The organism is Streptomyces sp. SAS_270 (assembly GCF_052543295.1).
Window position 1 is genome coordinate 1 of the sequence record NZ_JBMNDS010000025.1, and the last position, 12875, is coordinate 12875.

Annotated in this window: 11 protein-coding genes; 6 read left to right on the forward strand and 5 right to left on the reverse strand. The window is 71.0% G+C overall.

The annotated features are described in order from the left end of the window. The first annotated feature begins 27 nt into the window (after positions 1 to 27). Complete coding sequence (locus ACN6LB_RS18655) at positions 28 to 1539, forward strand: MFS transporter (RefSeq protein WP_445026964.1); 1512 nt, start codon at positions 28 to 30, stop codon at positions 1537 to 1539. Between the two features lie 85 nt (positions 1540 to 1624). Continuing rightward, the gene (locus ACN6LB_RS18660; RefSeq protein WP_445026900.1) at positions 1625 to 1855 is read left to right on the forward strand and encodes a hypothetical protein; all 231 of its coding nucleotides are present in this window, start codon (positions 1625 to 1627) and stop codon (positions 1853 to 1855) included. Positions 1856 to 1869: 14 nt separating this feature from the next. Here the strand turns inward: ACN6LB_RS18660 and ACN6LB_RS18665 are convergent, their stop codons facing one another. The 5 genes from ACN6LB_RS18665 to ACN6LB_RS18685 form a co-directional block, all read right to left on the reverse strand. Further along, positions 1870 to 3057: a low temperature requirement protein A gene (locus ACN6LB_RS18665; protein ID WP_445026901.1), complete on the reverse strand. Its 1188-nt coding sequence runs from the start codon at positions 3055 to 3057 to the stop codon at positions 1870 to 1872. A gap of 93 nt (positions 3058 to 3150) precedes the next feature. Continuing rightward, a complete protein-coding gene (locus ACN6LB_RS18670) occupies positions 3151 to 4224 on the reverse strand; it encodes a hypothetical protein (RefSeq protein WP_356131929.1) in 1074 nt (357 codons plus the stop codon). 41 nt (positions 4225 to 4265) lie between these two features. Then, positions 4266 to 5204, reverse strand: coding sequence for an N-acetylneuraminate synthase family protein (locus tag ACN6LB_RS18675; RefSeq protein WP_445026902.1), 939 nt, complete (start codon positions 5202 to 5204; stop codon positions 4266 to 4268). Positions 5205 to 5218: 14 nt separating this feature from the next. Further along, positions 5219 to 6535, reverse strand: a complete 1317-nt coding sequence (locus ACN6LB_RS18680; protein WP_445026903.1) for a cytidylyltransferase domain-containing protein — start codon at positions 6533 to 6535, stop codon at positions 5219 to 5221. 32 nt (positions 6536 to 6567) lie between these two features. Further along, positions 6568 to 7902, reverse strand: a complete 1335-nt coding sequence (locus tag ACN6LB_RS18685; protein WP_445026904.1) for a DUF6716 putative glycosyltransferase — start codon at positions 7900 to 7902, stop codon at positions 6568 to 6570. Positions 7903 to 8100: 198 nt separating this feature from the next. On the opposite strand from ACN6LB_RS18685, the gene ACN6LB_RS18690 reads away from it, so the two are divergent. From ACN6LB_RS18690 to ACN6LB_RS18705, 4 genes are all read left to right on the forward strand, one after another. Beyond that, positions 8101 to 9084, forward strand: a complete 984-nt coding sequence (locus tag ACN6LB_RS18690) for a glycosyltransferase family 2 protein (RefSeq protein ID WP_356131914.1) — start codon at positions 8101 to 8103, stop codon at positions 9082 to 9084. Further along, positions 9081 to 10394, forward strand: a complete 1314-nt coding sequence (locus tag ACN6LB_RS18695) for an alpha-2,8-polysialyltransferase family protein (protein WP_445026905.1) — start codon at positions 9081 to 9083, stop codon at positions 10392 to 10394. The genes ACN6LB_RS18690 and ACN6LB_RS18695 overlap by 4 nt, the downstream gene beginning before the upstream one ends. Positions 10395 to 10542: 148 nt before the next feature. Then, entirely contained in the window at positions 10543 to 11547 is a 1005-nt protein-coding gene (locus ACN6LB_RS18700; protein ID WP_445026906.1) for a glycosyltransferase family 2 protein, read from the forward strand. Beyond that, positions 11544 to 12875 (forward strand): alpha-2,8-polysialyltransferase family protein (locus ACN6LB_RS18705; RefSeq protein ID WP_445026907.1); only part of this gene is annotated, 1332 nt, incomplete at its 3' end. The genes ACN6LB_RS18700 and ACN6LB_RS18705, both read left to right, overlap by 4 nt.

The window sequence follows — 12875 nt, forward strand, 5'->3', positions numbered from 1 at the left end:
TCGGCCGCCGGCGGCCGCAACGAGACCGTGATCATCTTCGCGCTGAGCCTCGCCGCGATGGTCGTGTCGATGATGCAGACGCTGGTCGTCCCGATCCTCAGCCTCATCCAGAACGACCTGGACGCCACGTCCGCCCAGGTCAGCTGGGTGACGACGGCCACCCTGCTGTCCGCCGCCGTCTTCACCCCGCTGCTCGGCCGCTTCGGCGACCAGCACGGCAAGAAGGGCACCCTGCTCGCCGTCCTCGGCATCATGGTCGCGGGCTCCGTGCTCGCCGCCGTGACGCACTCGCTCGGCTGGCTCATCGTCGGCCGGGTCCTGCAGGGCGCCGCCACCGCGATCTTCCCGCTGGCCCTGTCCGTACTGCGCGAGGAGGTGCGCCCGGCGAAGCTGCCCGGCGCGATGGCGCTCGTCAGCGGCACCCTCGCCTTCGGCAGCGGACTCGCGCTCGTCGCCGTGGGCCTCCTGACCGCGGGCGACAACCCCGACTACCGCAGCGCGTTCTGGCTGGCCACCGGCCTTGCCGCACTCGCCCTGCTCGCCGTCGCCTTCCTCGTCCCGGCCACCCACGAGGACCACCGCAGCGGCGGCCGCACCGACCTCCTCGGCGCGTTCACGCTCGGCGCCACCCTCGTGCTGCTCCTGCTGCCCATCACCCAGGGCCACGAGTGGGGCTGGACCAGCGGCCGTACGCTCGGGGCGTTCGCCGGCGCTGTGGTGATGGCCGTGGTGTGGGTGTTGGTCGAGCGCAGGGTGCGTGAACCCCTCGTCGACATGCGGATGTTCGCCCACCGCCCGGTGCTCTTCGCCAACCTCGCCGGACTGCTCGTCGGCTTCGGCATGTTCGCGCTGTTCATCGGCGTCTCCTACCTCGCCCAGATGCCGTCCGCGCTGACCGGCTACGGCTTCGACGCCTCCGTGCTGCGCGCCGCCGTGGAGTTCCTGCTGCCGAGCACGATCGTGTCGCTGCTCGCCTCGCCGATCGGCGGTCAGCTGGTACGGCACCGGGGGCCGCGCAAGGTCCTCGTCCTCGCCTCGCTCGTCGGGGTCGCCGGGTTCGCCCTGGTCGCGCTGGACCACTCGCACGCGGCGTCGGTCATCGTCGCCGGAATCCTGGTCGGCGCCGGCATCAGCCTGGGCTACGCCTCGATGCCGGCGATCATCGTCACGAGCGTGCCGCCCCGGCAGACCGGTATCGCCAACGGCATCAACTCCATCGCCCGCTCCACCGGCAGCGCGATCGGCAGCGCGATGATCACCACCGTGCTCGCCTCGAAGACGATCGAGAACCTGCCGCCGGGCGTGCCGCAGCTGCCGGCGGAGTCGCAGTTCACCCTGAGCTTCGTGCTCGCGGGCGTGGCCTTCGCGCTGGTCGCCGTGGTCGCCGGGTTCGGGCTGCGGCACATTCACCCGCTGAAGGACGAGAAGGGCGCCGGGTCGTCGGTGACCGGCGGACCGGTGGCCGCCTCGGACGACACGGCCGTGGAAGCGACGGAAGCTGTCGAGGAAACAGCGGCCGTGGCGTCCGAGCGGATCTGACGCCTCGGTCCCGGAACCGTCACCGCCACACGGCTGTTGGGCCACGAGGCGTGGGTTCCGGGACCGCTGCGGGCACCCTGCCCCCATGCAGGCGTGCGGATGCGGCGAGGACCAGATCCCCTGGATGCTGGCGAAGTTCGGGTTCCTCGGGACGGCGGGGCTGGTGCTCGCGGGTCTCGTCGTGATGACGCTCGTGGGGTGGGCGCTGGGCTGGCTGGTGTGGCTGGCCCGGCGCCCTAGCCGTATCGAGGAGACCGAGCACGACGCGGACACGGGGCTCGCCGGGTTCACCTGGCGGCGCGACGAGGAGCCGTAGGCCCGGAGCGGGGTCTACGCGCGGCTCATCGCGGGCCCTGAGGAACGCAGGAGGGACAGGGCCGGCACGGCGGCGGCCAGCAGGGTGAGCGCGAGCAGGGCGGGGATGTGGGCGACCGCCGGGCCCGCGCAGAGGCACAGGAGACCTGCGGCGGCGAGAGCCCGGGGGCGGTGCCCGGTCGTGCGCAGGATGATGGCCGCGGCGGCTACGAGGAAGAGGCCGACGCCCCCCGTGAGGGACCAGGCGACCACGCCGTGGAGGGGCTCGGAGAGGTTGTAGTGGCCGGTGTCGGCCACTTGGTGGAGGGACTTCTTCATGCCGAGGGCCGTGAGGACCACGCCTGCGACCAGGGGCAGGTGGAGGAAGGTGTAGACGTCGCGGGCGAGACGGGTGCGGTCGTCGCCCGTGAGGGCGGTGAGGCGGTGTTCGGCGGTGTCGCCGAGCTGGCGGAAGTACAGCCGCCACAGGCCGGCGACGACCAGCAGACCGGCGGTGGACGCGGCCAGGACGGGGACGCTCACCGGGAGGCCGGAGACGCCGACGCCGATCGCGACGATCGACTCGCCCAGGGCGATGATGACGATCAGACCGTGCCGCTCGGCGAAGTGCGCCGGTGAGGCCACTCGCCAGCCCGAGGATCCGGTGAGGTAGATCCCGAGGTAGTCGATCGCCACGGCCCCGAGCCAGATGAGCATCTGCGTGAGACCGGTGAACGCGCTGCCGATCAGGAGCAGGGCGAAGGGCGGCGCGACCGACAGGAGAGCGGTGCGGCGGAGAGTTGCGCGCAGAGCCTGGTCGTCCGGGCTGGAGATCCAGTAACTGACCAGGTGCAGGACGCGAACGGCGCCGTAGCAGAGCACGAAGAGGAGGGGAGCGGGCAGGCCGCCGGGGGCGTCCGCGTAGACCTCCGGGACCGTCAGCGACACGATCAGCACGACCGCCATCACCGCGATCAGCACACCGAACATCGCCCCGGTGTCGGCCCGTACGACGTTGCCCAGCCAGGCGAAACAGCACCAGCACCACCACAGCAGCGCGAGCACCACTCCCCCGCCGAGCAGCCTCAGCGGCGTCGGGTCGGCCGCCATCAGTGCGGTGACCTGGGTGATCGCGTACACGAACACCAGGTCGAAGAACAGCTCCGCGGGTGTCACCCGGTGGCTGTCCTCCGTGGCCACCATGCGTGAACGTTCGCTCGTCATCCGTGCAACTCCCCCTTCGCACCAGGATTTTCCCTGGTCGCCCCGGGCGGCACGATACCCAGGGTTTCGGACGGCGGAGTGGGAACGGCAAGGTCAGACCGCGGTCACCGCCGTGAGCCGGTGCACGTCCCGGGCTGTCCCCGTGACCCCCGACAGGAACCCCTGCGCCCGCGGTGAGGCGTTCTCCGTCAGCCAGGTCGGGTCGATGTCGCAGACGGCGACACGGACGTCCGTGCCGACGAGGGCCAGCGGGAGGGTGTGGACGACCGTCGAGGGGAAGCTGAGGATCGTACGGCCGATGGGGCCGCGGCGGGCGATCAGTTCGAGAGGGAGGTCGGGGCGGACGATCTCCAGGCCCGTCTCGGCGGCCAGCCGGTGGAGTTTGTCGACACTCTCGCGGCGGTGGGCGAAGTAGCGGGTCGCGCCGTGGGCCTTGGCGAGGGAGGCGACGGCTTCGAGGTAGCGCTCGCCGTCCACGACGCCGGTCTCGACGAGGGAGGTGCCGACCAGGTCCGCGCCCTTGGTGATGCGGGGAGGGCCGAAGCGGGCGCGGGTCCAGGCGAAGTCGTTGGCGGTGATACGGACGCCGTCTGGGGCGGAGTCGATGGGCATGGAGGAGAAGACCTCGACCGTGCGCCGGTCGCTCGGGGTCAGGCGCCGACGCGCCGCGCCCGAGACCGGCGCGAAGAGCACGTCGCGTGCCCCTGGGCGGCCGCCGCGCCGGTGCCAGCGCACCAGGCGTTCGCCGCGGGCGAGTTGGGCGACGAACTCCATCGTCGCCGTGCCGTCGTCGACGACGACCAGCTCGCGGGCCTTCGTGATCGTCAGAAGCAGTTGTACGTAGCGGGAGAACGGGTCGCCCATCACTATGCGGTGGGCCTTGCGCAGCAGGGGCGCGAGGCCGCCCACCGTGTGGAACGGGGCCGTGGTGCCGCCCCGCGCCTCCTCCCAGCGCACCTGGTACCCCTCGTCGCGGGCGAGCTCCGCCATACGGCGCAACTGCCCCCTTGTCATGGGGTCGTTGGGCGACAGGACGACGAGGGTGAGCCCCGCGCCGGGGTCCTGGAGGGCTTGGGTGTGCGCCCACTCCAGGACGTTCAGCAGCTGCACCGGGCTCTCGACGAAGGCGAGAGTGTGGGGGCCGGAGGAACCGGCGCGGGGGCTCATCGGCGTAAGACCGTCCCGTCGTAAGGGATGTGGAGAGGTGCTCAGACCGCGACGGGCTCGCCCGCGGCCGCGGCGATCTCCGCCTCCGCGACGACGCCCGTGACGCGGCGCAGCTTCTTCATCGGGCCGAGCTCGGACTCGTAGACCTTCTTGACGCCGTCGCCGAGGGAGGCCTCGATGGTGCGGATGTCGCGGACGAGGCGGGTGAGGCCCTGCGGCTCGACGGAGGCGGCCTGGTCGGAGCCCCACATCGCGCGGTCGAGGGTGATGTGACGCTCGACAAAGGCGGCGCCGAGGGCGACCGCCGCGAGGGTGGTCTGCAGGCCCGTCTCGTGGCCGGAGTAGCCGATCGGGACGTTCGGGTACTCGTCCTGGAGGGTGTTGATGACGCGGAGGTTGAGCTCCTCGGCCTTGGCCGGGTACGTCGAAGTGGCGTGGCAGAGAAGGATGTTGTCGCTGCCCAGGACCTCGACCGCGTGGCGGATCTGCTTCGGGGTCGACATGCCGGAGGACAGGATGACCGTGCGGTTGGTCGCGCGAAGGGCGCGCAGCAGCTCGTCGTCCGTGAGGGAGGCGGAGGCGACCTTGTGGGCCGGGACGTCGAACTTCTCCAGGAAGGCGACGGCCTCGGTGTCCCACGGGGAGGCGAACCAGTCGATGTTCTTGCTCTTGGCGTACTCGTCGATCTGGCGGTACTCGTCCTCGCCGAACTCCACACGGTGGCGGTAGTCGATGTAGGTCATCCGGCCCCAGGGGGTGTCGCGCTCGATGTCCCACTGGTCGCGCGGGGTGCAGATCTCCGGGGTGCGCTTCTGGAACTTGACGGCGTCGCAGCCGGCCTCGGCGGCGGCGTCGATCAGCTTGAAGGCGTTCTCGAGCTCGCCGTTGTGGTTGATGCCGATCTCGCCGACGACGTAGACGGGCTGACCCGGGCCGGCGGTCTTCGAACCGAAGGTGCGCAGACGGGAGTTGGTGCTCATGGTGAGGAAGTTCCTTACTTGTCGAGGGAGTCGAGAGAGTCGAAAGAGGGACCGAGGATCCAGCCGGCGATCTCTCGGATCGCGCCGTCGCCACCGGGAACGGTGGTGACCGCGCGTGCGGCGCCGCGTACGACGTCGTGGGCGCTCGCGACCGCCACGGGCCAGCCGGCGAGGGCGAAGCACGGGAGGTCGTTGACGTCGTTGCCGACGTAGAGCACGCGCTCCGGCGCGATGCCCTGCTCCTCGCACCACTGCTTCAGTGCGAGGTCTTTCCGGTCGATGCCGTGCAGCACGGGGATCTTGAGCTTCCGTGCGCGGGCGGCGACGACCGGGTTCTGCTCCGTGGACAGGATCAGCATCTTCAGCCCGCTCTTGCGCAGGGCCGCGATGCCGAGGCCGTCTCCGCGGTGCACGGAGACGAACTCCTTTCCATCGGAGTCGATCAGCACCCTGTCGTCGGTCTGGGTGCCGTCGAAGTCGAGTACGACCGCGTCGATGTCGTCTGCGGTCGGAAGCGCGCCGGGCCGGTCGGCGTCGAACAGCGGCGCGAGCGCCCTTGCCCGGGCGAGGTCGTGCGGGTCGTCGATCTCCAGCACCCGCGCGGGGTCGGTGCGGACGAGTTCCGTACGCCCGAAGAAGCGGTGCCTGGCGGTACGGAAGCCCGTCGCGTCCATCGCGTAGACCGCGCCGGTCTCCAGGAGGTCCTGGGGGCGGTCCTGGCGGCGCGGGCGGAAGGACTTGTCGTGGTTGATGCCGTAGCCGCCGCTGGTCGCCGTGCCGGTGACCAGGGTGTCGGTGCCGCCCTCGGCGGCCGCACGGTCGGCGGCGACGCCCACCGGCGCGATGGGGTCGTCGGCCTCGTCGCGCCACACGAACCCGTGGAAGGGGGCCACGGTCAGCGCCGTGTCCGCGCCCTTCTCGGTGATCGCCTTCACGACCCCGTCGACGTCCTCGCGGACGATGAAGGGGCTGGTGCACTGGACGAGGAGGACGACGTCGACCGAAGCGCCGTGGAGGGCCTCGTGGGCGTCCATGGCGTGCAGGACGGCGGCCTCGGAGGTGGCGGTGTCGCCGGCGATGGCGGCGGGGCGCAGGACGACCTCGGCGCCGGCCTCACGGGCCGCGGCCGCGATCGTGGTGTCGTCCGTGGAGACGACGACGTCCGTGACCAGGCGGGACGCGCGGCACTCGTGCACGGCTCGGGCCACCAGCGGCATTCCCCCGACGGGGGCGAGGTTCTTCGCGGGGACGCCCTTGGAGCCGCCGCGGGCGGGGATGACGGCGAGCACACGGCGGACGTGCGCCGCCTGGCCCGCTTCCGAGTGGGACATTCGCTGTACTCCTTGGGAGGGGATGGAGGCGCTCACAGCTCGCCCATCCGCCGGATGACGGGCGCCACGCGCTGCACTCCGTGGCGGTAGGCGCCGCGCGCCGCCCGGCGCACGATCTGCCGTACGGGGCTGGGCTCCCGGTCCGCCGCGGGCGCGCCGGGCAGCGGGCTGCCGTCCGGGCCGAGGTGGTGGCGGGCGAGAATGCCGGGGAGGTAGCCGGGTGCGGTAACGGGCGTGTAGTAGGGCCGCAGCGGGGGGAGTTCACCGGCGGCGAGCAGGCCGGTGATCCGGGCGCGCGCCATGTCGAAGGCCGTCTCGTACGAGCCTCCCCCAGACTTCGTCCGGGAGGTGCCCCCAGCAGCGACGCCCTGCCGTGCCACCCACTCCTCCTCGGGCAACGGCTGGTGGCCGTCGTCGAGTTGGTCCCAGGAGGCCAGGCACCCCGAGCCCACGAAGTGGTGGTTGCCGAGCGCCTCGCGCACCCCGAGGTCGGTGAGGACCACGGTGGGGATACGGCGGTGCAGGGACTCCAGGGCCGCCGTGGAGCTGATGGTGACCAGCAGGTCGGTGCGGTCGAGCACCTCGCCCATGTGCCCGTAGACGAGGCGGAAGTTGGCCGGCAGATCGGTCTTCTGGGCCAGCTTCTGGTAGGGCAACTCCTCGATGTGCGTGGTGTGTTCGCCCGGCTTGGAGCGCAGCTTCAGCAGGACCTCGCGGTCCGGGTGGCGGCGCGCGTGCCGGATCAGCCGGTCGAGCAGGTACGTACGGTCCTTGCGGCTCTCCGGTACGGAGGGCTGGGCGGCGAAGACGACCGTGTACGGGTCGTTCTTCGTGTACGTGTCCCCGCCGAGGAAGGGCAGCGCCACCTCCGTCACCGATCCGGCGTCGGCGCCCACCCCTTCGTACACGGCCCGGAAACGGTCCGCGTCCTGGCGGGAGTTGGCGAGGACGAGGTCCGCGCCGTGCCGCAGCAGCAGGCCGTCGGCGAGCTTCTCGTAGACGACGCCGACATAGCCGGTGACGACCACGGGCCGCCGTCCGCTCCCCTGCTTCAGGTGTGCGAGTCCGTGCAGCATCGCCTGGACGGCGCCGCCCACGAGGGCGAGCACGAGAACGTCGTACTCCTCCTGCTCCATGGCGCGCAGGAACTCGACGCCGGTGACCTCACGGAGGGAGTCCGCTCGGACGCCGACCTCTTCGAGCTGGCGGGGTGTGGGGGTGGCACGGCCGCGCAGGAGATAGCCGTCGAGCCGGATGTCCGAATCGGCCGGTGCGATGCGGTTCGCGGTGAGCGAACCCCATTTCCACCGGGTATCGGAATCGGCGAGGACGGCGACCCGCAGGGACTTCGTGGTACTTGCTGGCACGTCCTAGACGCTAGGAAGCCATTTCGAGGTGCGGCCCAACCTGAATGCAACAAACGGTTAACAGCACATCGACGAATGGCGAATCGGCCACCGATCGGCTTGAAAATCAGCTGGGTTCACGGTTCCGCCACGCGTCGTTCACCTGAGATCTCCCCGATGGTCAAGACGAATGCCGGGCCGCCACCTAACGTCAAGTGCGTGGTCAAGCTCTCCGTCATCCTGCCATTCTTCAATGTGCAGCGATATGCCCCAGAAGCCCTGAAGAGCCTGCGTGCGAACACGCGGGACGATTTCGAATTCATACTCGTCGACGATTGTTCGACCGACGGGACGCGCGAGATCCTGGAGCGCGCGGCAGAAGACCTCCCGGGCGCCGTTCTCATACGGCGTGAGGAAAGCGGGGTGTCCGCCGCGCGCAATACGGGAATCGACGCCGCCCAAGGCGAGTACCTGACGTTCCTCGACGGCGACGACTGGGTCGCCCCCGGGTACTTCGAGCAACTGGTGGCCAGCATCGAGACGTTGGGCTGCGACTTCGTACGCACCGACCACGTCCGCTGCACGGGGACCGAGCGGGTCATCCACCGGGTGCCGTACGGACTGCGGGACACCGTCATCTCGCCGCGCGACGTGATCCTGCCGGACAACCGCTCGACGCCCGTCGACTACCCCTACTCCTGGGCGGGGATCTACCACCGCCGGATCGTCGACCGGGGTCTGCTGCACTTCCCCGAGCATCTGCACACCGCCGAGGACCGGCCATGGATATGGCGGCTGCACCGCGAGGCCGAGTCCTTCGCGGTGGCCGGGCGACTGCTCGGCATCTTCTACCGCCGCGGCGTGACCTCGTCGCTGACCCAGATCGGCGACGTCCGCCAGCTCGACTTCATACCGGCGTTCGACCAGGTGATAGCGGAGACGCAGCAGGACCCGGACGCGGAGATCTACCTCCCGAAGGCCGTCCGCACGTACTGCGCGATCATCGCCCACCACCTCAACACGATCGAGAAGTTCGAGCCGTCGGTGGCCCGCCGGCTGCGCTCGATGAGCGCGGCGGCCCTCAAGCGGCTGCCGCAGGACATCCTCGACGACGCCCTCGACTCGATGGACTGGGAGCGCGCCTCGCGGCTGCGCAGGCTGCGCCGCCGTCCCGCCGCGGTGACGGAGGCCGCTTCCGCATGAGCACCCAGATCTTCTGCGCCTCCACGCTGTACGGCGCCGCCACGCTCGCCGCGGCCCTGGACTCCGACTGCTTCCGCCCCGCCGACCGGCGCATCCTGCTGGTCTCCAACAACGCGGGCAACCCCGAAGTGACCAGCGCCATCGACGCGATGCCGGGCTTCGAGCAGCTGCGCGACCGCTTCGACGACGTCATCTCGTGGAACGAGACCATCGCGCCCTTCCACCCGGGCGGTTGGTCGCCGCGGCCCGACGACACCCCGCTGTGGGAGCGTCATCTGCGGCTGCTGTGGGGACTCGGGGACGACGCCGTCGAGCTGGCCGTTGAGTCCATCCAGGTCAACCCGGCCCTCGCGGTCAGCCAGATCTTCTCCGTGGCGCCCGTCGACGTGTACGCGGACGGGCTGATGAGCTACGGCCCCACCCGCTTCAAGATCGACCCGCTGGTCGGCACCCGCGTTCGCCGCCTTCTCCACCTGGACCTGGTGGCGGACCTCAAGCCGCTGCTGCTCACGGAGTTCGGCGTCGAGCCCGAGACCGTGCCGACGGACGCCTTCCTGAAGGTGCTCGGCGCGATCGGCTCCACCGCTCCGGAGCTGCCCGAACTGCCCGCCGACGCCGCACTGCTGCTCGGCCAGTACCTGTCGGCGCTGTCCATCCTCACGCCCGAGGAGGAAGAGGACCTGCACGTACGGATGCTGCGGGGCGCCGTCGGGAAGGGGCACCGCCCGGTGGTCTTCAAGCCGCACCCGACCGCGCCCGCCCGCTACGGCCGCGCCCTGGAGGAGGAGGCCGAACGCCTCGGTGTCGAGCTGACCGTGCTCGACGTGCCCGTGCTCGCCGAGGTCCTCTACGAGCGCACCCGGCCCGCCCTCGTCGTCGGCTGCTTCTCCACCGCGCTGTTCACCGCGAAGACCTTCTACGGGCTGGACACCGCCCGCGTCGGCACCGAGGTCCTGCTGGAGCGCCTGACCCCGTACCAGAACAGCAACCGCGTCCCCGTGACACTGGCCGACGCACTGCTGCCGGACCTGGAGAGCGGGCGTACGGCGCAGGTAGGGAGCCTGACGGGCCTGGTCGAAACGGTCGGGTTCATGATGCAGCCGCAGATCTACCCCGGTCTGTACGAGGCGGCCACCGCCTACCTCACCCGCCGCCCGGCGGGTATCGACCACTACTTCAAGCGCCGCCGGCTCACCGCGCTCGGCCTGCCCGGCGGGCTGCCGACCCGGCTCGCCTTCATCCCGCGCAACGCCACAGTGCGGCGGGTGGCCCGGCGGGTGCGGACCATGAAGAGGACGGCCATCGGGTAGCCCGTCCACGGCCCGCCCGGCGTCCGGTCGCACACGTATTCTCAACTCGCTCAGGAGTCAAGAGGGTTAACGAAGCCTTCGTGCTTCGTTAACCCGATATCCCCTCCGTGTCCGGAAATACGGACGGGCCCCGCCCTAGCGTGGCCGGGTGGTCAAGCTCTCCGTCATCGTGCCGTTCTACAACGTTCAGCAATTCGCCCCTGACACGCTCAGGAGTCTTCGCGCGAACTCCCGCGACGATTTCGAATTCCTGCTCGTCGACGACTCCTCGACCGATGGAACCCCCGGGATCCTCGATCGAGCCGTACGGGAGGTTCCCGGCGCCATAGTCCTGCGGCACGAGCAGAACAGCGGTCTGGCCACCGCGCGCAACACCGGAATCGACGCGGCCCGCGGCGAATACCTGACCTTCCTGGACGGCGACGACTGGCTCGCGCCCGGATATCTGTCCGAACTCCTCGCGTCGGCGGAGCGTTTGGGCTGCGACTTCGTGCGCACCGACCACGTCCAGACCCAGGCGCGCGCCCGCACCCTGCACCGGGTGCCGGTCGCGCCCCGGGGTGTCGTGCTGTCGCCGCGCGCGGCGATCCTGCCCGCCCACCGCTCGACCTCCGTCGACTACGCGTACGCCTGGGCCGGCATCTACCACCGCCGCCTCGCCGACCGCGGGCTGCTGCACTTCACCGACGGACTGCGCACCGCCGAGGACCGGCCGTGGATCTGGAAGCTGCACCGGGAGGCGGAGTCCTTCGCCGCGGTGGGGCTGCTCGGCGTCTTCTACCGGCGCGGGATCGCCTCGTCGCTGACCCAGATCGGGGACGTACGCCAACTCGACTTCCTGCGCGCGTTCGACCAGGTGGTGGCGGAGACCGCCGAGGACCGCGACGCGGCCGACCTCCTCCCCAAGGCCGTGCGCACCTACTGCGCGATCATCGCCCACCATCTGGGCTCCATCGAGCGGTTCGAGCCGCCGGTGGCACGGCAGTTGAAGTCGAAGAGTGCCGCGGCGCTGCGGCGCATGCCGCAGGACGTGCTCGACGACGCCCTCGACTCCATGGACCTGGAGCGCGCCACCCGCCTGCGCCGGCTGCGCCGCCGACCCGCCGCCGCGGCCGACCGCCGTGCCCTCACGGCCGCGGGGGTGGGCGTGTGAGCACCCAGATCTTCCTCGCGTCGACGCTGTACGGCACGGCGACGCTCGCCGCGGCGCTGGACACCGGATGCTTCGCACCCGCCGACCGGCGCGTCCTGCTCGTCTCCAACAACGCGGCCACACCCGAGACGACGCCCGCCGTCGACGAGATGCCCGGCTTCGAGCGGCTGCGCGGCCGCTTCGACGACGTCATCTCGTGGAACGTCACCATCTCCCCCTTCCACCCCGGCGGTTGGGCCCCGCGCCCCGACGACGTCCCCCTGTGGGAACGGCATCTGCGGCTCGCCTGGGACCTCGGGGACGACGACGTCGAGCTCGTCGCCGAGTCCCTCCAGGTCAACCCGGCACTCGGCATCGCGCAGATCTTCACCGGCGCGCCCGTCACCGTCTACGCGGACGGCCTGATGAGCTACGGCCCCACGCGCAGCCGGATCGACCCGCTGGTCGGCGCCCGCGTGACCCGGCTGCTCCACCTGAACCTCGTGCCCGGCCTCGAACCGCTGCTGCTCACGGAGTTCGGGGTCGAAGCGGAGCTCGTGGCGACGGACGCGTTCGTGAAGGTGCTCACCGAACTCGCCGAACTCGCCGAGCCTGCCGAACTCGCCGAACTCGCCTGCTCCGGCGAGGAGTTGCGGCTCCCCGCCGAGGGACAGGCACTCCTGCTCGGCCAGTACCTCTCCGCGCTCGACATCCTCACCGCCGAGGAGGAGGAGCACCTGCACGTACGGATGCTCAGGGGCGCGGTCCGACTCGGCCACACCCGCGTGGTGTTCAAGCCGCACCCGACGGCCCCGGCCCGCTTCTCACAAGTCCTGGAGGACGAGGCACGGCGGCTGGGCGCCGAGCTGACCGTGCTCGACTCGCCGGTCCTCGCCGAGGTCCTCTACCAGCGGATGCGTCCCGCACTGGTCGTCGGCTGCTTCTCCACGGCCCTGTTCACCGCGTCCGCGCTGTACGGCCTGCCGGTGGCCCGCATCGGCACCGGCACCCTGCTGGAGCGACTGACCCCGTACGAGAACAGCAACCGTGTCCCCGTCACCCTCGCGCACGCCCTGCTGCCCGACCTGGAGAGCGGGCAGACGCCCGACGCCGGGGACCTGACCGGCCTGGTCCGCACGGTCGGCTTCCTGATGCAGCCGAAGATCCACTCCGGTCTGCGCGAGGCCGCCACCGCCTACCTCGCCCACCGGGCACCCGACACCGGCCCGTTCTTCAAGCGCCGCCGGCTCACCGCGCTCGGCCTTCCCGGCGGGCTGCCGACCCGGCTCGCCTTCCTCCCCCGCAACGCGGCGGGGGGGGGGGGGGGGGGGGGGGGGAGGGGGGGGGGG